The sequence below is a fragment of the Haloarcula taiwanensis genome, assembly GCA_002844335.1.
Taxonomy (GTDB): domain Archaea; phylum Halobacteriota; class Halobacteria; order Halobacteriales; family Haloarculaceae; genus Haloarcula; species Haloarcula taiwanensis.
The window spans coordinates 18,341-35,928 of record CP019156.1 but is presented as its reverse complement, the minus strand read 5'-3'; the positions used below and the strand labels follow the sequence as shown (position 1 = coordinate 35,928).

Genomic DNA, 17,588 nt, shown 5'->3' with positions numbered 1-17,588 from the left:
GTTTGTTACTCGCAGAACTCTCCTAAACTGGACTGGTTTTCGTCAGTATCGGTATCGTCTTCAGCGACAATTTCGTCGTCAATGTTCCCTGCTGGTAGGTACTGCTCAAGCGAGGATTGGTCATCATACAGAACGCTATGGATATTGTCAATGTCCCCTGCATCAACGTCTTCAATAAATTCCTTAACATGGTCAATGACCTTGATATACCCATTTCCTCCTGAGATATCACGGGTTGCGTAAACGAGGTCATATTCATAACTTCCTACGTCAGCGTCGACGTTCACAGTCCGCTGGACAGCCCGATTCCTTTGTGCTAAACAGTCCTCGTATAGACCGCGCATTACTGGTCTGATATCACTGTCTGGTAGATTTTGTTCATTCAGATCGCAACAATAGAATTTATTCAATTTCTCGGGAACGGGTGTAGTAGTGGCATTACGTCCTATAGCCGATGCTATTGGAAGGTTAATGAGCAGGTCGCCCCATGGCTTAGGAGTTAGTTCCTCTATAGCATCCCACCTAACATTCAATTCTTGATTGTCAATGAAACAGTAATAGTTGAATTGCCCCTCGCTGCTCTGCCAAATATCGCTGACAACCTCCGGAATTTTCTGATTTGCATCGCCCCTCTTTATTACTAATTCCTCTGGCTTTTCGGCGTCATCATGAGTCGAAAAAATATACTCCATCCTTGCTTTCAATGCATCTGCTTTGTCATCGTCATTCTCAATAAGATACATTTTTTTGAACGGCTCTTGCGCAACTTTAGCTGCGATTACCGGGGAGCCAAGGAAACACGACTCGCCGCTATTGTACGTTGAAATCCCCGAACCAGCGAGCGCATCAATATAGTAGAGGTCATCAAAATCGTTGTTGGAGAGGACCTTTGTGTACATATTAACCGCAGCAGAGTGGAGTATCAGTTTCAGGACAGACCAGCTATCAAAATCATTTGTGACTGGAGATATATTACGGATATCCTCTGAATCCTGCTTGAGAGATTGAATTCTTTTCTTAATATATTCAGACGAATCCATCGTATAACCTGATGATGTAATGCAGGATATTAATTATTACTTGATGATTTGTTTACGTGACTATTCAGGTCAATAGAGATAATGCATACAGGTTCTAAGGTGAATTTAGGTTACAGGAATAGACACGACCTTCTCTGCTTCACCGTCGGCTTCGACAGCAGCCACGGCGAACTCATAGCTATCCCAGTAGTGGGCTGCACCGTCGCCGTCGACACCGAGAAACAGCGGGCGGTCTTGGGTGAGTAGTTCGCGGCCGAGACGGTCAGTACCATTCGTCTTTAGCTAACACTAGTAGTAATTCTTGGAGATTCAATTATAACTGTGGGTGTTAGGAGAGCCAATTCCGTCGGTCGAGGTGCTGTTCCTTGTGAAATCCTGCGATAGTCAATAATAACATCGGTGGTTTTCGGCGTTTTGGTGTGGTGTATGGGCGAAATTCGACCGAAAATCACGGTGTAATATTATTACTGTGAGTATTAGCTAAAGACGAATGCGGTCAGTACAAACGAGCTATCCGTTAAAAAGATTAGACATATATCATGTGAAATTTTAGATGCTGTCGAGCGTTTTTTGACGCTGATGAGTTTCGACCAGTACAACTGTCCAAACTGCGGCGCGGGATTGAGCTATCAGACGACGAAGCACAACGGCTGTTCGAACTGCGGTTTCGTTCCTCCACACAGCGCTGAGTGACGAATTTGATCGGGGTTGCAGGCGCAATATGCATATCCTCTGGGCGGGTATTTCTGGTGAGATGGTGAGCAACAACCGACGGTCAGAAATCAACCGATAGTCGGCTAACCAACAGTCACAGGTATTGGTAAGCTATTGTTGGTTAGCGCTTTTCGCTACACTGTCGCCGCCACGTGCTGATACTCCGCCTGCGACGGCGTCGGCTGCACCGTCAGCCCGGCCAGCGCAAGGTCCCAGAGCACTTCGGGCGGCACACCCTCGGTCTCGCGAAGGACAGCATCAAGAAACTGCGAACACTGAGTTAATCGCTCGTGGCGATCTGATCAGTATAGTAGAAAGACGGAACACACTATGAAAGTGGTTCTACTGGTTTTAAATCGGAAACCGTAGTGTAGATTCATACGAGGGTAGTTCAGATGGGTCTACGAACTACAATCGGTGTGGCGTTCATTATACTGTCATATGTGGGTATTTTCGTGGCCCTCCCTCCGCACTGGATGCCGTGGTTAAGCCCAGTGGGGCTGTTTGAAAATGTATTCGTCATACTTGTTGGGGTTCTTTCAATGGTGTTCGGAGCGACGCAGGCCACATTTGAGCAGGCTCTGAGTCGCCCGACGAAACGAGAGCGATTCACTCTCCCGGTGGGAGGAACACTCGCTGTAGTGGTTCCAATTCACCTGTATCTCATTTTTGCTGGAGCCGGCCCGCTTGCCCCGATGTTTCTCGCTATGTACCTCCTTGCGGGTATTGCAGGTATCATCACAGCTTGGTTTGCCAGCAAACGGCCATACTGAATATAAGTAGGCATATTGACCAGCCGATTCACCAGCAATCGATTTGGGATCAGTCGCCCAGAGAACTGTTCTACAACACTCCTAACTAACCAACACTGGGCCACTGTCTCCACCGAGTGTTGGTTAGTGAACTACCACCCCGGAAGTCCAAGAGGGGGTACATACCGGTCACCCGTCACTTACAGGTACATACTCACGCCACCATGGGACCTGTCTCTAACAGGTCCCGGCGCGGGGTCGCGAGCTGTCAGGAGTAGTCTCGGAAACCATCGCAACCCATGCAAAACAGGTACGCAAGTCATCGAAAAGATAGAGGTATCGCTGTCTCGCTCAGGCCGTCGCCACAACGTGTTGGTGCTTAGCTTGGGTGGGCGTCGGCTGCAACGTCAAGCCCGCGAGTGCCAGCTCCCGAAGCACCTCGGGCGGGATACCCTCAGTCTCCCGAAGCACGGCATCGAGCGTCCAGGCGTCGTGTTCTGAACGGACCGGTGGCGTCGTCTCGACCAGCACAGTTGGGACAGTCTCCCGAAGCGCTCGGGCGGCGCGCCGGACACGCTGGCGGTTCTCGACCGTGCAGCGAACGGTCTTGCTCATGTGTTCAGCCTCCGAGCGATATCGCCGACGAGTGAGCCGCCGACGTGTGGGCCGACAGCCCAGCCACGTTCATCCTGCGTGTACTCGCACCACTCGCCGAGCGTGTCGTACGGCGTCTCAGCAAGTTGGAGTTTCTCGGCGTGGTCTTCGCTGGCAACAACGGCCACGGCGAATTCATACGAGTCCCAGTAGTGGGCCGCACCTTCGCCGTCGACACCGAGGAAAAGCGGGCGGCTCTGGGTAAGCAGTTCGCGAGCGATACGTTCCTGTGGATGTGCGTCGGTCGTGCCGACAGATTTACTAGTCGGCGAAGCAGACTTACTCATGGTTCATTCCGGAACCGACGCGCCTACGCTGCTGATGACAGCGTGGGCAACTCGTGTTCTCGAAGGCACGAAATCGCCCAGCGGCGCGTCTGTTCCTATCTAATTATACGTGTACCGCACCACTTAGTATTTGCGGAGTACCGTGCAAAATACGGGTTCTAATCGAAGTCCAAGTAATAACTTCGCCCTTTGTCAGTCGCCTTGTTATACCCTTTAGACTCATCTGTCCTCTCAACCAGCCCTTCCTCGCGAAGTTCCTCAAGATAATTGTCGACGCTACGCCGTTCAAAAGTAGCACCACGCTCTTTCAGATTGTCAAAAATCACCGCAGGAGGAAGCTCAAGACCGGACTCAACGAGGAGCCCCAGAACCATTCGTTTACGCTCCTCTTTACCCATGCCACTACCGTCTGCTCGGAGGGTCAAATTAACTCCGACTCCACCAGTGATGCAACGTTCCTTACTATTTTTACTTGTTTCAGCCATATTTGCAACGTACTACGCAAACCACTAAGTACTTCTGGTGATATACCACCGAATATGCGCGACTCACCGGGTCAGATAGGTTCGACGAAAATGGACCACCGGAGCCATACCTCCGCTGGCCCGGTCGCGCACGGCATCATGACTGAAGCAATCAGACCACAAAACGATACCGCACAGGACCGGCAGGAGCGTAGACTCTCGACAGCCAAGCGCCTCTTATCAAACGCCGACATTGACGCTGCTGTCATCGAGTACTGCCAGACCGTCCTCGATCCACCGGGCTACGAGCGCAGCCAGACCCAAGCACGCCTCGACGCCTGCGCAGCCCGACTTGCACTGGCCCAGACTGAGCACACCACTAGACGGACACGCGGAGCCAGACAGATACTACTCGCCGTCAGCAGAGGCCCACAATGAGTACGCACCAATCAAACCGCCCGGCCTACCTCCAGGGCACCCGCACCTGGCCGCCCATCCACACGAGGACTCCACGGAACCAGCCACGACTGTACCACTGCCACCAGCGGAGCGCGACCGGTGAACCCAGTGCCACGCTGGTCCGGACGGCGACAACGAATACGCACTGCTAGTCACCGGCGCGGTGCCACGACACAAATCCACTAGACGGAGCGGGGTTGCCACGAGCCAACCACCGCGTCTAGAGAGCGCCAGCTACGTCACCGAGAGCCCGTGCTGTGGTCAGCACTGCTCGGTTCGATTCCGAGCACGGGTCCTGTGGTCACAATGCCACGACAAACAAACCCCAACGACGACAACGAGACCGACCAAGCCCTCGCCGACCACCTCGACATGGACATCGGACAGGATGAGATGGATACCGACGAACTCCAGGCGCTCGTCAGCGACCTCGACGGCGATGTGTCACCCCTCGTTTCGAGTGTTCTTGAGACGCTGGTCGCGACTATCGATGACCTCCACGAACGCGTCACCGAACTAGAGGCCGACCTCGAACAGACCCACGAGGTTGCCACCACCGCCGTCGGTGACGCCGCCACGAACGACCACCGCCTCGACGATCTCGAATCACAACAGGAGACCACCCGCGATGTCGCCAAGAGTGCCATCGCCAAAGCCCAGCAACTCGAAGCCGATACCGACCACCAGGAGGACGCCGAACAGCTCCCCGAAGGAATCGAACCCAGCAGTTCACCGCTGGATTTCTTCGCGAACTGCCGCCAATCGAAAGTCAAGACCATGTTCGTCGAGCGCTCGAACCGCCAGAACACCTATCGCGCCATCAGCATCGCCAAGCGCTGGCCGGAATTTGCCACGAAGCGAACTGACGGCAGCGGCGTGTTCATGACCAAGAGCGATATAGAGACAGCCCTCACCGCGGAACTCGGGAAGGAGCCCCATCGCCAGACGATCAAGCGCGTCTGGGAGAAGCTCATCGAGATCGGCGGCGGCGACATCGTCGAGAAAACTCGGCAGGTCGGACGGGACCAGACACAGACAGAGATCCTCGCGATGGATATCGAGACCGCTGAGGGACTGCTTGAAAAACGCTACGTCGGTCTCGATCTGTTGGAGAACAGCGACCACAAAGCCGCGACAGGTGGCGTCACACCCGTTGTGGTGGAGTCCACGCCCTGACCCTGTGACACACACCGGATAGGACACGAACCGACACTGAACCAACGCTACTGGACGCGGTGGTACGTGCCCTGCCGACGTCGACGCCGCTGTTTGCTAGCTGCAGCAACCGGGAGCGACCCCCTGTTTTCAGGAGTATAGTGAGTGGTCGTAACACGAACGGAGCGACCACGGCGATTCCAGTGGTCACAACAGGTGTGACAGGGTAATCTCACCACTGACCTACGGTTCTGAGAGTGGCCCCGTGACTGGTCGCCAACTCTCTCGGCCTGCCCCTCCTCATTCACAGACGACTGTCCAGTGCCTACGGTCGGAAGCCCTCCAATTGGGTAGTCGCGAAATCGGCACTGTGAGTAAGCGGTTGGCGATGTCAGTATCTGCATAAAGCGTGTACAGTCAGTCCCAGCAGGCTAAGACGACTCTGCAAGTACTTCCTCCGGTCGTACTGCCCCCTGTTCGACAAGTTCCCTATCAAACGAAACCAACGTTCCCTCGATTGCGTCAGCTGCTGTCAGAACAAGTGCGTCCATTGGGTACAGGAGGGTGTCAGACTGGAGTTGGTTTGCAGCTAGCATATCCGATGCGTCGGGAAACGTGACTGTCGTCCGTGAGGTGATTCGGGCTTCAATCTGGTCAACCCGATCGCGCTCGAATTGCTTTTTCTTACTGAGAACACTACGCAGTTCCATCAAATTGAGAACGGAGACATGGAGGTTCTCAGTGGTATTCAGTAGCTCGCGGGCTGCTGCTGATTGCTCACTGTCCTGTGTGACAACTGCAATGAGAATTGGAGTTCTACTACACGTTATGCTCTGTCTGAAACCGGGTTATATCATGCTGAAGTAGAGCCGACCTTCTTCTAAAAGCCAACAGCCCCCAGTGTGGCTTCAGATGTATGCTTGGTAGTGGGCTTCTTGGAACTAAGCTGTCGAACTCATACTGATGGCTAAGAATCTGGACCACCAGTGCGCCCCGACTGTTGCACACAACTGCGAGCAGGTAGCGACGAGAATTGGTACACATATCCTCATAATGGGCCAAAATATCTCTATATCCAGCATTTATAGGTAAATAGCGGATAATTGCTATATCTAACCCTAATATTGGATAAGATGGAATTGTTTTGCCGATTTATGCATTTATTGTTGACGATAGCGAGACATTTGGAAGCCACTCGCAATTTCTAAGCCCAGTATAGATGTCGCCTGATACCCGCATGGCTTTCTGAATGATTAGTTCTTCTCTAAAGAACATGATATGATCTACAGCAATAACACCCCAGAACAGTGCTTTATTTCGAAGTAGCGAGGCAGACGAGCAAGCTGTCCTGCCACTACGGTGTGGGAGGTTGCTTCCGATCTGGGTAAACACTACTCACGGTTGTGAACACATGGAAACTGAACGTCTCTGCTGCTGGGGCCCAATCGGTAGACCTGATATGCAGATATCCCACAGCCGTGCGCCATCTTTCCCGTCAATTCGGTGTCTGCTCTTGCAATCGTTATAATATAATAATCATGATCACTATTGGTGATATTAGTTTGATAACATTTGAAATAAAATCTCCCGTACTGTTCAAATGGTTCTGGAGAGAGGTGGTAGGATTAAACGGCGCATTGGACACAGTACTCAATTGCACCAATTGAATAGTTGTCGTTGAACACACAATATAACAGTAGTACGTCTGTTATTTCTATGACCTTCAGTTTGGTGTGAGGTCGATCTGAATGGATTTCGTCGTGCTGAGGACTTGCCCAGTGATATCTTCTCTCAGGTATCGGCCGTTCAGGCGTTCAACAGGGCCAGCGATCCCCAGCGCAGCGATCCGGTTGGCACCGACATCAGGGAGCGGGGCAGCAACACCGACGATTCCCTCATACTGTTCTCCCCTGCAGAACGCGATTCCGTCGTCGCGGATTCGTCGCAGTTCCTTGGTGAGTTCATCTGGATCCACGATAGTTGCGTCAGTCGGTGCAACAAGATCCGTTTCATCGAGAACCGATTCGACGCGATCACTCGGGAGCGACGCCAGCAATGCTTTACCCATGGCGTTGACGTGAAGTGGTAATCGTTCGCCCGGGCGAAACGGGACTGACCAACCGCCCTCAGGTTCGGAGATTGACACCGGGACACCGGCCGTTTCTTCGAGGACGAACAGCATGGTTGTTTCCCCTGTTGCCGCTGCGAGATTGTCCAGTTGTTGCTTCGCCGCCTGATAGAAACGAAGTCCCTCACGCGTTCGCTCACCGAGAGCCAGTGGACGGAGCGACGCCTCATACTTCGCCCCGCGCTTGACCACGTATCCGGCCGCACGTAACGTAGAAAGATGGTTGTGGGCGACGCTCTTGGAAACCCCGACGGTATTGCCAAGCTCTGTGACGCCGACAGGTTCTGTCGCGTCGACAAGTGCTTCGAGAATCGCCACGGATGTCTGGGTTGCTTCAACCGCATACTGTGGTTCGTCAGTCATTGGACATCATTTCGACTCACGGTGTAAAAAGCCTGTTCACTAGAGCAGAACAAGTTTAATCATGTGAGCCAGTACCGCAGAGAATTCTGCATTATTTATTAGAATTGATTAGATTGCTACGATGCCAAAATGCCGAAATTTATACGTTCTTCTCTACAGAACGGATATGTTCAGATCGCAGCTACTTCACCAGCGTGTAGAAAACGCCTGCTTCAGGCCGGCCAGACCATTTCAGGAGCATCAACGTCGTGAACGATTCAGCGAAGCACCCAGCGACCGATATCCTCGCCAGGCCGACTCGAGGGGGACAGGAAATCCGCAGTCACGAGGCTCTCTGTCGACGAAGCGGCAAGCGTGTTGGCGAACTGCTCGGCGAAGTACGGCCCGACGAGCACGCCGTCCGGTTCGCCTGCAAGCACCGCATCAAGCGTGGCCTGAGAGTCTTCGAACCGTCGATCGCTCCAATACCGATACGGTTGTCAAGCGCCACTACGACCGCGTTTCCAGACGCAGTATCGAGGAGGTCGTACTCGCTCACTCGGAGTCCCCTGGAATGACTACTTTCTTCAACCCCTCGGCGTTGCCCATCCGTTCAAACGCTGTCGGGAGGTCGTCAAGCCCGATACGTTCAGTGATGAGAGTCTCGGCGTCGATGCGGTTGTGTCTGAGCAGTGTTATCGCTCGCTCGAAGTCCTCGGTCGTCAGGGAGAACGAGCCGCGGTAGTCGACTTCGTCGAAGAAGACATCGAACGGACTGATTTCCATCGTCTCCTCCTGATCAGGGACGCCGAAGATGAGTGTCGAGCCACCGGACGCAGTCACGGCGTTGGCCTGCTTGATTGTCGGAACGAGCCCGATAGCCTCGGCGCCGACGTCGACCGGTCCGCCGGCCGCCGCAGGGATCGCTTCCTCGGGATCCTCTTCGTTGGGGTCGACGACGGCATCTGCGCCGAGGTCGGCAGCCAGCTCTCGTCGTTCGTCATCGAGTTCGGAGACCACAATCGGGGCAGCGCCAGCGTTGCGGAACGCTTGTAGGAGCAGCAGGCCAATCGGGCCAGCGCCGATAATACCGACACTGTCTCCAGGTTTGATGTCTGTCTGCTCGACGCCGTGGACACAGCAGGCGAGCGGTTCGGCGAGTGCGGCCCGTTCGAATGACATGTCGCCGATGTCTTCGACGTTGATCGCCGGGACACGGACGTATTCAGCGAAGGCACCGTCGAGGATGGTGTCACCGGCACCGCCGATGCTCGTGTTGTTCTTACAGAGGTGCGTCTCCCCCTTCTTGCAGTACGAACAGGCGTTACAGGGGACAGTGGGGTTGATTGCGACGCGATCTCCGACCTCGAAGCCCTCAACGTCGGCACCGACTTCCGCAACAGTCCCGGCACCTTCGTGCCCCAAGACCAGCGGAGTCTCGGCGGCGAAGGTACCGTGGTACATGTGATAGTCGGTCATGCAGACGCTACAGGCGCCGACCTGAACGAGAACCTCGTCATCCGCAGGGTCCGGTCGGTCACGCTCTTCGACCGTAATTTCGCCGACATTGGTCAACGTGCTGGCCCGCATCAGTTCCCCTCCATCGGTCGAGTCGCGGTCGTCACTACAGCAGTACCTCGGTCGTGAGTTGGTGTTGGTCGGGTCATGAGTCGTCTGGGCCGTAGCCCGTTGTCACTGGTCCAGCTAAGCTGGACGCACACAGCGGACTTAGCCTCAATCCGTACTATCGTAGTTTTCGGACCGCGTATTAAAATCTTGCCACGGTCTCCCCTAATCGGGCGACGGATGAATTCGTAGATAGTGGCGTCCCAGTACTGCATACCGTCGGATCTCCCCCAGTGAGAGGGGTATTATACCTTACAGATGATTACCTTTATTATGGATCGGTAATTCGATAGTGACGAGGCAAACTGGCATGACCAATTCCAACAGGCGGACGTTTCTGAAAGCGACAGGTGTCGGACTACTCAGCGGTCTCGCTGGCTGTACACGGGGCGGCGATGGCTCAGATGGGAGTGGAAGTGACGGGTCAAGTGGGGGTAGTGATGGCAGCGATGGCGGAACCAACACCGACGGAAGCGACGGTGATCTCGCGATTCCGCTCAGCGAGTACGAGGACGCCGATATCGACTGGCGACAGTTCGAGGGGTCCTCGATCAACATCGGGGCCGTCCAGCACCCCTGGGTTTCGGCCATCAAACCCGCGGTCCCGGTCTTCGAGGAACTGACTGGAATCGATGTCGTCTGGAACGTCTTACCGGAGCAGCAGTTCCGGACCAAGCGCCAGACTGACGTCAGTACCGGTGCCGGGCAGTTCGACGTTTTCTACATGGACCAGGTCGTCAACCAGTTTCGTGAAGAAGGCTGGATCCAGCCGCTCGACCCGTTCTTTGACGACGGCAGCCTCTTCGACGAGGACTGGTACGAGCCTGACGACCTCTTCGAGGCGTCGCGGTGGCAGGCCCATGGTGGTGGCTACAGCGACACATGGACTGGAATGCCGATTACCGTCGAAGTCCAGACGCAGTTCTACCGCAAAGACCTCTACGACAAGCACGACTTGGAGGTCGCGGAGACGCTCGAACAGTTCCGACAGAACGCCCAGACCATCCACGAAAACGAGTCGGACGTCGTCGGCACCGTCGGCCGCGGCGACAAGGGCTACGGGATGAACATCTACATCCTGAACACGTTCCTGCGAGAGTTCGGCACCTCGCTGTGGACCGAGTTCCCGACAGACTCCGGCCTCGACTCCGACGGCGTCATCGACGCCGCCGAGTGGTACGTCAGCCTGCTCCAAGACTACGGCCCGGAGGGCGCGTCGACACAGACGTGGTCGGACGTGCTCTCGACGATGCAGGAGGGCCGCGCCGGCCACATCGTCGCCGACGCAAACCTGTTCTGGCCCGGACTCACCGGCTCTGACTCCTCGGTCGCTGACAGCATCGGTATCGCGAAGGCTCCCAGCCCGGCTGACGGCCAGTTCTCGCCCAACGCATTCAACTGGCAGATCTCCACGTCCAAGAACGCACAGAACTCCGAGCAGGCGTTCCTGTTCATGGTGTGGGCGTCCTCACAGCCGACCAACACCTGGATGCACGTCGAGGGCGACGCCGCGTTCTCCGTCCGACAATCCGTCTGGGAGAACGACGAGTTCCGCTCGCGCGTGGGCGAGAACTTCGCGCAGGTCACGCTCGAATCCCTGCAGGAAGCGGCGCCGGACCCCTTCGACCGGAAGTACCCGCAGTGGGGCCAGCGCTACTCCGAGGAACTGCAGCGCGCAATAGCCGGCCAGAAGTCCGCTGAGGAAGCGATGACTCAGGCGGCGTCCATCGCGGAAGACATCTACAGCAATTAACTCTAAGCCACACCTGCGCCAAAATAAACCCCACAAATGAGTACACCAACGCAAACGGAAACGACACCACAATCGACCTTCGCCAGGCTACGGGACCTGTGGAACGACTACCTCCCGTACTGGTTCATGGCACCGATGGTCGTGGTGATGGTGATGATCACCTTCTTCCCCGGTGCCTACGACCTGTATCTCAGCCTCATCGCGGAGCCGGCACTCGACGTGTTTTCGGCCGAGTTCGTCGGACTGCGAAACTTCGAGACGGCGTTTACCCGCGGCGGCGCGATTCACTCGTTCGTCATCACGATTACCGTCGTCACCTGTGCACTGCTCCTTGAAACCGCGCTCGGGTTCCTCCTCGCCGCGCTCGTCGCCGGTGTCGGTTCCAACCGGGCGAAGTCGTTCTATCGGGTGTTGTTCATCATTCCGATGGCCGTCGCCCCCGTCTCGCTTGCGACCATCGGCCGGATCATGCTGAACAGCGAAATCGGCATCATTCCATACGTGATAAACACCGGAACCCCGTTCGCAGCACCGAACTTCCTCTCTGATGTCCCGCTGCTAACGGTGATCCTTCTTGACGCGTGGAACTGGACGCCGTTCATGTTCATCATCTTCTACGCCGGCCTCTCGTCGGTGCCGAAGACGCTCATCGAGGCCTCGCGGGTCGACGGCGCGCCGATGTGGCGGCGCTACGTCCACGTCATAATCCCCTACATGAAGCCCGTCGTCTTCGTCGCGACGCTCATCCGGCTTATCGACCTGTTCCGTACCTTCGGCGTGGTGTACGGCCTCACGGGCGGCGGCCCGGGGACGGCGACCCAACTCGTAAGCATCAACATCTACGAGCAGATGTTCATCAACAACCAGATTAACGTGGCCGCGGCGATAGCCATCGTCTACCTCGTCCTCGTCGTCGCGCTGTGTAACGTCATCATCGCGAAGGTCGGCTTCGAGGGGGTGTGGGACTGATGGCGACGACTGACGGCGATTCCCCCACCGCTTCACAGCGACTCGACAAGGACACCCGGGAGACGCTGGTCACGGTCGTTCGACACACGATTCTGCTGATGTGGTCGTTCATCGTGCTGTTCCCACTGTACTGGCTCGCCTCGATGTCGCTGAAGCCGCCGGGCACAGCGAACTCGCTGCCGCCTGACTGGATATTCCTGCCGACGGTGTACAACTACATCCAGCTGATTCAGGACTCGGGGTTCGTCGCGGCCTTTGCCAACAGCCTCGTGATGGTGTCGGCGTCGGTCGTCCTCGTCTTGCTTATCGGCGTGCCCGCCGCGTACGTCCTCTCGCGGTACGACATCCCGATGGAGCGGGACGTGCTCGTGTGGATACTCTCTTCGCGGATGCTCCCGCCCATCGCCGTCGTGCTCCCGTTCTTCATCATCTTCCGGGAGCTCAATCTGTTCGACACGCGCATCGGGATGGTGCTGATGTACGTCAGCATCAACCTCTCGCTGGTCGTCTGGGTGATGAAGGCGTTCTTCGACGGCATCCCCGAGACCTTGGAGGAGGCGGCCCGAGTTGACGGCGCGACCCAGTTCCAGGGTTTCAGGAAGGTCGTCCTGCCGGCGGCCAAGCCGGGCATCTTCTCGGTGGCCATCATCAGCTTCATCTTCGCGTGGATTGAGCTGCTGTTCGGGCTCGTGCTGACGAGCTTCGAGGCCGTGCCAGTGACGCTGTTCGTCTACTCGTTCATCGGCTCCCGCTCCATCGAGTGGGGGATGCTCGCGGCCGCCTCGACGGCGATGATCGTCCCGGTCGTCATCTTCCTTATCGCGGTCAACAAGTACCTCGCAGCCGGCCTCAGCTTCGGTGTGGTGATCAAAGAATGACCACGCTGTCCACACCACGAAAGGCATCGCCCGCAAACGACGCCCCTGCGGCGGCGGTAGCTTCAACTAGCCGCACATCGGAGGCAAAATAATGGCAAAGATCACAATCGACGACGTTACGAAGCGATTCGGTGAAGGAGATGAGTCAATCGTCGCCGTCGACGACGTCTCGCTGGACATCCGCGATGGCGAGTTCATCGTCTTCGTCGGTCCGTCCGGGAGCGGGAAGTCAACACTAATGCGCATCGTCGCAGGGCTGGAGACGCAAACGGAAGGCGACATTCACATCGGCGACGACCTCGTCAATCAGCTCGGCCCGCGCGCCCGGGACATCGCGATGGTGTTCCAGAACTACGCGTTGTACCCCAACATGACCGTCGAGGAGAACATGTCCTTCGGGCTGAAGATGTCGACGGATATGTCCGCCGACGAGATCGAGGAAGCCGTCACGTCCGCCGCCGAGATGATGGATATCGATATGCTGTTGGACGATAGGCCCGGCGAACTCTCCGGGGGACAACAACAGCGTGTCGCGCTCGGTCGCGCAATCGTCCGCGACCCGAACGTGTTCCTGATGGACGAGCCGCTGTCGAACTTGGACGCGAAGCTCCGGGCGGAGATGCGCACCGAGATCAACCGACTCCAGAACGACCTCGACGTGACGACGCTGTACGTCACCCACGACCAGACGGAAGCGATGACGATGGGCGACCGACTCGTCGTCCTCAACTACGGTGAACTCCAGCAGGTCGGGACGCCGCTGGAGTGTTTCTACCGCCCAGCCAACCAGTTCGTCGCCGGCTTCCTCGGCTCGCCGTCGATGAACTTCTTCGAAGGCACGGTCGAAGGCGGAACGCTCCGCGCGGACGGCTTCGACTTCGACCTGACCGAGAGGATGCAGTCCTCGGTCGGGAGCCGCAACAACCTCGTCCTCGGAATCCGGCCAGAAGACATGGCGCTTCACGACCGGGCGAACTCGGGCCACGAGTTCGAGGCCGTCGTCGACGTCGTCGAACCGATGGGGAGCATCTCCTACGTCTACCTACAGGCGCGGGCACAGAGTCATGAACAGACGTTCATCGTCGAGACGGACGGTCAGCGGCCAATCAGCGAGGGCCAGCACGTCTACGTCGAGATTCCCGACGGAGATGTCCACCTGTTCGACGCCGCCAGCGGCGAGACGATCCACCAGCGCCAACTCGGTGACGACGCGGAGATGGCGCTCGAAGAGCAGATGAAACCCGCCGAGTGACGGCAATACCCGCCGTCATCATCCCACTCGCCCCAACCGACCGACAGTTATCGACACACGACACATGACAGCTCAAGACATTTCACACTACGAGACGCGTAACGCTATCTGCGAGTACGGCCGGAGCCTGCTCGACGACGACCTGACAACCGGGACTGGCGGAAATCTCAGCGCCCGGCTCGACGAGAATCACATCGCGATCAGCCCGTCGGGAATCCCCTATGGAGAGATCGAACCGGAAGACGTTCCGATCGTACACACGGACGGCACTGTCGTCGAGGGCGACGTCGACCCGTCGACGGAGCTACCGATGCACCTGGCCGTCTACCGCGAGCGACCGGCGGTCGGCGGCGTCGTCCACACCCACTCGCCGTACGCGACGACGTTCGCCTCGCTGGGCGAGCCGATACCGGCCTCGCACTACCTCCTCTCGTTTACCGGGACAGAGGTCCCCGTCGCCGAATACCGGACACACGCGACCGAAGAACTCGGCGAAGCGGCCGTCGACGCGCTGGGCGAGTCGTTCAACGCCACGCTGTTGCGCAACCACGGCGTGCTGACCGCCGGCGAGTCGCTGGACGACGCCTACACGGTCGCGCTGATGGTCGAATACTGCGCCCGCATCCACCATCAGGCCCGGGCCATCGGCGAGCCGGAGATCCTCCCGGACGAGGAGATCGACCGGCTGGCCGACAAGCTCGACAGCTACGGACAGTGACCACCCGTGCGAACCACACCTGAAAGCATCCCATGAACCACGTCGCAATCGACATCGGCGCGAGCGGCGGGACGGTGTTCCTCGGCGAGGTGACCGAGTCCTCGTTCGCGGTACAGGAGGTCCACCGGTTCGACAACCGACCCGTCGAGCGGGACGGCCGCTACGTCTGGGACGTCGACACGCTGGTCGACCACATCGGCGACGGGCTCCGGGCTGCCGACGACCGCGCCGACGGCCTCGACACGGTCGGTATCGACACCTGGGGGCTCGACTTCGGACTCCTTGCCGACGGCGAACTGCTCCGGGACCCGGTATCATACCGCGACCCCGAGTCAACGGCCACGCGCGAGCAAGTGTTCGAGGCCGTCGGCAAGCGGCGGCTGTTCGACGCGACCGGCATCACGAACTGGAACACGCCGAACACGCTGTGGCAGCTCCATACCATCGCCAAGCGGGAGCCCGAACGCCTCGAAGAAAGCGACGGCCTGCTCATGATGCCACAGCTTCTGTCAACACGGATTGGAGGGGTGCCGGTGGGCGAGGTGACGATTGCCTCGACCACGCAGATGGTCGACCCCGAGGAACGAACGTGGGCCATCGACCTGCTCGACGAGTTGTCGGTTCCAACGGACCTGCTCCCGGACCTGTCCGAACCCGGACAATGTCTCGGGGCGGTCGATGACGACGTCGTCTCGGGGTTGTCTTCCACACCGGAGATCGTGACTCCGGCGAGCCACGACACGGCGGCGGCTGTCGGCGGCCTCCCGCTCGTCGAGGACGCCGCGTTCCTCAACACCGGGTCGTGGTTCGTCCTCGGCGTCGAGCGCGACGGCCCGGTGCGGACGGACGCCGCCTTCGAACAGGCCGTCTCGAACGAACTCGGCGTCGACGGGTCCGTCCGGCTCCTGAAGAACATCAACGGCTTCTTTATGCTCGAAGAGTGCCGCGAAGCGTGGCGCGAGGCCGGGAAGTCAGTCGACTACGGCGACCTGCTGTCGGCCGCCGAGAAGGCCCCGCCACGGACCGCACTCGTCGACACGGACGCCGACGCGTTCGGCATCGACGAGCCGATGCCCGACCAGATTCGGGCCTACTGTCGCCGAACGGACCAGCCCGTTCCGACAGGGCAGGGCGGTATCGTCCGCTGTCTCCTCGACAGCCTGGCGGCGAAAACGGCGCTGGAACTCGACGCGCTCGCGGCAGTCATCGATGATCCACCATCGCGCATTGTTCTCGGTGGCGGCGGCGTCCGGAACGAACTGTTCTGTCAGTTACTGGCCGACGCCACCGACCGCCCAGTGTCGACTGGGCCAGTCGAGGCGACGGCTGTCGGAAACGTCCTCACACAGGCCGTCGCCGCCGGAACGGTTTCTGACATCGAAACCGGGCGGCAGTTGGTCGAGTCGGCGTTCGAGACGACGACATACGAACCGGGTACCACTGGCGAGTGGGCCGACGCAAAAGATCGGTTGGCTGCACTGACCGACGACTCGCTGTCCGAAGTCTGACGCTTTCACCGCGAGGTGTAGCCACCGTCCATCACGACGGTCGACCCCGTCATGTACGACGACGCGTCCGACGCGAGGTAGACGACGAGTTCTTTCAGTTCCTCAGGCCGGCCGAGTCGGCCCATCGGCGTGTTTTCGAGCCATGTCTCCTCCATCTCGGGGCTCTCTTCGAGCACTTCGTCGACGAGTTCGGTCCGCATGTAGCCGGGCGCAATAGCGTTGACGCGGACGCCCTGCTCGCCCCACTCGACCGCCAGTGACTGGGTCAGCATCCTGACGCCGGCTTTCGTCGTGTTGTAGCTGGCCTGTTTCTGTGGGACGTTCACGTCGAAGCCTGACATCGAGGAGACGTTGACGATACTCCCCTCGCCCCGTTCGAGCATCTGCTGGCCGACGTGTTTGGCACAGAGGAAGACGCCGTCGAGGTTGACCGACACGACCCGCCGCCATGACTCGATGCTCGTCTCCTCCGCAGGGGAGTTCTCGACGATTCCGGCGTTGTTGACCAGTACGTCGATCGGTCCGAGGCGGTCAGTCACGTCTTCGACCATCGCCTCGACCGAGGCCTCGTCCGTCACGTCGACCTCCCTCGCGATGACGTCTGTTTGACCGTCGAGTTCTGAGGCCGTCCGTTCCGCCTTCTCGATGTTCACGTCCGCGATAGCCACGTCGGCCCCCATCTCGGTGAGACCGGTCGCCATCTGTTTCCCGAGGCCCTGCGCGGCACCGGTGACGATAGCTGTCTCTCCGTCGAGGGAGAAACTGTCAAGTACACTCATGCGTACGCTTGGTGCTCCGGCAGCCTCCAGCATAAATGTACGCCTAGCTCTGTCATACGCCCTGGCGGCTGGTATCGGCAGCCAGTCATTACAAGTACTCCCTCGCAGAT

Annotated in this window: 17 protein-coding genes; 9 read left to right on the top strand and 8 right to left on the bottom strand. The window is 57.9% G+C overall.

Features of this window, described 5'->3' with window-relative positions:
* Positions 1 to 5: 5 nt before the first annotated feature.
* Positions 6 to 1,040: a hypothetical protein gene (locus tag BVU17_17685; GenBank protein AUG49416.1), complete on the bottom strand. Its 1,035-nt coding sequence runs from the start codon at positions 1,038 to 1,040 to the stop codon at positions 6 to 8.
* Positions 1,041 to 2,230: 1,190 nt separating this feature from the next.
* Here BVU17_17685 and BVU17_17680 point away from each other — a divergent pair.
* A complete protein-coding gene (locus BVU17_17680; protein AUG49415.1) occupies positions 2,231 to 2,527 on the top strand; it encodes a hypothetical protein in 297 nt (98 codons plus the stop codon).
* Between the two features lie 330 nt (positions 2,528 to 2,857).
* On the opposite strand, the gene BVU17_17675 is transcribed toward BVU17_17680, so the two are convergent.
* The 3 genes from BVU17_17675 to BVU17_17665 all read right to left on the bottom strand — a co-directional run bounded on the left by BVU17_17675 (position 2,858) and on the right by BVU17_17665 (position 3,845).
* Complete coding sequence (locus BVU17_17675; GenBank protein ID AUG49414.1) at positions 2,858 to 3,121, bottom strand: hypothetical protein; 264 nt, start codon at positions 3,119 to 3,121, stop codon at positions 2,858 to 2,860.
* Positions 3,118 to 3,447 carry a hypothetical protein gene (locus BVU17_17670; protein AUG49413.1) on the bottom strand — a complete coding sequence of 110 codons (330 nt, stop codon included), beginning with the start codon at positions 3,445 to 3,447 and terminating at the stop codon, positions 3,118 to 3,120. The genes BVU17_17675 and BVU17_17670 overlap by 4 nt, the downstream gene beginning before the upstream one ends.
* 158 nt (positions 3,448 to 3,605) lie before the next feature.
* Entirely contained in the window at positions 3,606 to 3,845 is a 240-nt protein-coding gene (locus BVU17_17665; protein ID AUG49412.1) for a hypothetical protein, read from the bottom strand.
* Between the two features lie 225 nt (positions 3,846 to 4,070).
* Here BVU17_17665 and BVU17_17660 point away from each other — a divergent pair, with 225 nt between their 5' ends.
* Both BVU17_17660 and BVU17_17655 read left to right on the top strand, forming a co-directional pair.
* On the top strand, positions 4,071 to 4,349 hold the full coding sequence (locus BVU17_17660; GenBank protein ID AUG49496.1) for a hypothetical protein: 279 nt from the start codon (positions 4,071 to 4,073) through the stop codon (positions 4,347 to 4,349).
* Positions 4,350 to 4,676: 327 nt separating this feature from the next.
* Positions 4,677 to 5,546 (top strand): hypothetical protein, encoded by an 870-nt coding sequence (locus BVU17_17655; protein AUG49411.1) that lies wholly within the window; start codon positions 4,677 to 4,679, stop codon positions 5,544 to 5,546.
* 410 nt (positions 5,547 to 5,956) lie between these two features.
* Here BVU17_17655 and BVU17_17650 read toward each other — a convergent pair whose 3' ends face one another.
* From BVU17_17650 to BVU17_17640, 3 genes are all read right to left on the bottom strand, one after another.
* On the bottom strand, positions 5,957 to 6,328 hold the full coding sequence (locus BVU17_17650; GenBank protein ID AUG49410.1) for a VapC toxin family PIN domain ribonuclease: 372 nt from the start codon (positions 6,326 to 6,328) through the stop codon (positions 5,957 to 5,959).
* Between the two features lie 920 nt (positions 6,329 to 7,248).
* A complete protein-coding gene (locus tag BVU17_17645) occupies positions 7,249 to 8,016 on the bottom strand; it encodes a transcriptional regulator (GenBank protein AUG49409.1) in 768 nt (255 codons plus the stop codon).
* Between the two features lie 534 nt (positions 8,017 to 8,550).
* Positions 8,551 to 9,585: a galactitol-1-phosphate 5-dehydrogenase gene (locus BVU17_17640; protein ID AUG49408.1), complete on the bottom strand. Its 1,035-nt coding sequence runs from the start codon at positions 9,583 to 9,585 to the stop codon at positions 8,551 to 8,553.
* Positions 9,586 to 9,931: 346 nt separating this feature from the next.
* Here BVU17_17640 and BVU17_17635 point away from each other — a divergent pair, with 346 nt between their 5' ends.
* From BVU17_17635 to BVU17_17610, 6 genes are all read left to right on the top strand, one after another.
* Positions 9,932 to 11,374, top strand: a complete 1,443-nt coding sequence (locus BVU17_17635) for an ABC transporter substrate-binding protein (GenBank protein ID AUG49407.1) — start codon at positions 9,932 to 9,934, stop codon at positions 11,372 to 11,374.
* A gap of 36 nt (positions 11,375 to 11,410) precedes the next feature.
* A complete protein-coding gene (locus BVU17_17630) occupies positions 11,411 to 12,343 on the top strand; it encodes a sugar ABC transporter permease (GenBank protein ID AUG49406.1) in 933 nt (310 codons plus the stop codon).
* Positions 12,343 to 13,221: a sugar ABC transporter permease gene (locus BVU17_17625; GenBank protein AUG49495.1), complete on the top strand. Its 879-nt coding sequence runs from the start codon at positions 12,343 to 12,345 to the stop codon at positions 13,219 to 13,221. Before BVU17_17630 ends, BVU17_17625 begins: the two co-directional genes overlap by 1 nt.
* A gap of 91 nt (positions 13,222 to 13,312) precedes the next feature.
* The gene (locus BVU17_17620; protein AUG49405.1) at positions 13,313 to 14,473 is read left to right on the top strand and encodes a sugar ABC transporter ATP-binding protein; all 1,161 of its coding nucleotides are present in this window, start codon (positions 13,313 to 13,315) and stop codon (positions 14,471 to 14,473) included.
* A gap of 64 nt (positions 14,474 to 14,537) precedes the next feature.
* Positions 14,538 to 15,191 (top strand): fuculose phosphate aldolase, encoded by a 654-nt coding sequence (locus BVU17_17615; protein AUG49404.1) that lies wholly within the window; start codon positions 14,538 to 14,540, stop codon positions 15,189 to 15,191.
* A gap of 32 nt (positions 15,192 to 15,223) precedes the next feature.
* On the top strand, positions 15,224 to 16,699 hold the full coding sequence (locus tag BVU17_17610; GenBank protein ID AUG49403.1) for a rhamnulokinase: 1,476 nt from the start codon (positions 15,224 to 15,226) through the stop codon (positions 16,697 to 16,699).
* A gap of 5 nt (positions 16,700 to 16,704) precedes the next feature.
* Here the strand turns inward: BVU17_17610 and BVU17_17605 are convergent, their stop codons facing one another.
* The gene (locus BVU17_17605) at positions 16,705 to 17,478 is read right to left on the bottom strand and encodes a short-chain dehydrogenase (protein AUG49402.1); all 774 of its coding nucleotides are present in this window, start codon (positions 17,476 to 17,478) and stop codon (positions 16,705 to 16,707) included.
* Positions 17,479 to 17,588: the final 110 nt, after the last annotated feature.

Excerpts from the sequence above, each read along its gene's own strand:
- BVU17_17685 (AUG49416.1), bottom strand. The coding sequence starts at position 1,040 with ATGGATTCGTCTGAATATATTAAGAAAAGAATTCAATCTCTCAAGCAG.
- BVU17_17680 (AUG49415.1), top strand. The coding sequence starts at position 2,231 with ATGCCGTGGTTAAGCCCAGTGGGGCTGTTTGAAAATGTATTCGTCATA.
- BVU17_17675 (AUG49414.1), bottom strand. The coding sequence starts at position 3,121 with ATGAGCAAGACCGTTCGCTGCACGGTCGAGAACCGCCAGCGTGTCCGG.
- BVU17_17670 (AUG49413.1), bottom strand. The coding sequence starts at position 3,447 with ATGAGTAAGTCTGCTTCGCCGACTAGTAAATCTGTCGGCACGACCGAC.
- BVU17_17665 (AUG49412.1), bottom strand. The coding sequence starts at position 3,845 with ATGGGTAAAGAGGAGCGTAAACGAATGGTTCTGGGGCTCCTCGTTGAG.
- BVU17_17660 (AUG49496.1), top strand. The coding sequence starts at position 4,071 with ATGACTGAAGCAATCAGACCACAAAACGATACCGCACAGGACCGGCAG.
- BVU17_17655 (AUG49411.1), top strand. The coding sequence starts at position 4,677 with ATGCCACGACAAACAAACCCCAACGACGACAACGAGACCGACCAAGCC.
- BVU17_17645 (AUG49409.1), bottom strand. The coding sequence starts at position 8,016 with ATGACTGACGAACCACAGTATGCGGTTGAAGCAACCCAGACATCCGTG.
- BVU17_17640 (AUG49408.1), bottom strand. The coding sequence starts at position 9,585 with ATGCGGGCCAGCACGTTGACCAATGTCGGCGAAATTACGGTCGAAGAG.
- BVU17_17635 (AUG49407.1), top strand. The coding sequence starts at position 9,932 with ATGACCAATTCCAACAGGCGGACGTTTCTGAAAGCGACAGGTGTCGGA.
- BVU17_17630 (AUG49406.1), top strand. The coding sequence starts at position 11,411 with ATGAGTACACCAACGCAAACGGAAACGACACCACAATCGACCTTCGCC.
- BVU17_17625 (AUG49495.1), top strand. The coding sequence starts at position 12,343 with ATGGCGACGACTGACGGCGATTCCCCCACCGCTTCACAGCGACTCGAC.
- BVU17_17620 (AUG49405.1), top strand. The coding sequence starts at position 13,313 with ATGGCAAAGATCACAATCGACGACGTTACGAAGCGATTCGGTGAAGGA.
- BVU17_17615 (AUG49404.1), top strand. The coding sequence starts at position 14,538 with ATGACAGCTCAAGACATTTCACACTACGAGACGCGTAACGCTATCTGC.
- BVU17_17610 (AUG49403.1), top strand. The coding sequence starts at position 15,224 with ATGAACCACGTCGCAATCGACATCGGCGCGAGCGGCGGGACGGTGTTC.
- BVU17_17605 (AUG49402.1), bottom strand. The coding sequence starts at position 17,478 with ATGAGTGTACTTGACAGTTTCTCCCTCGACGGAGAGACAGCTATCGTC.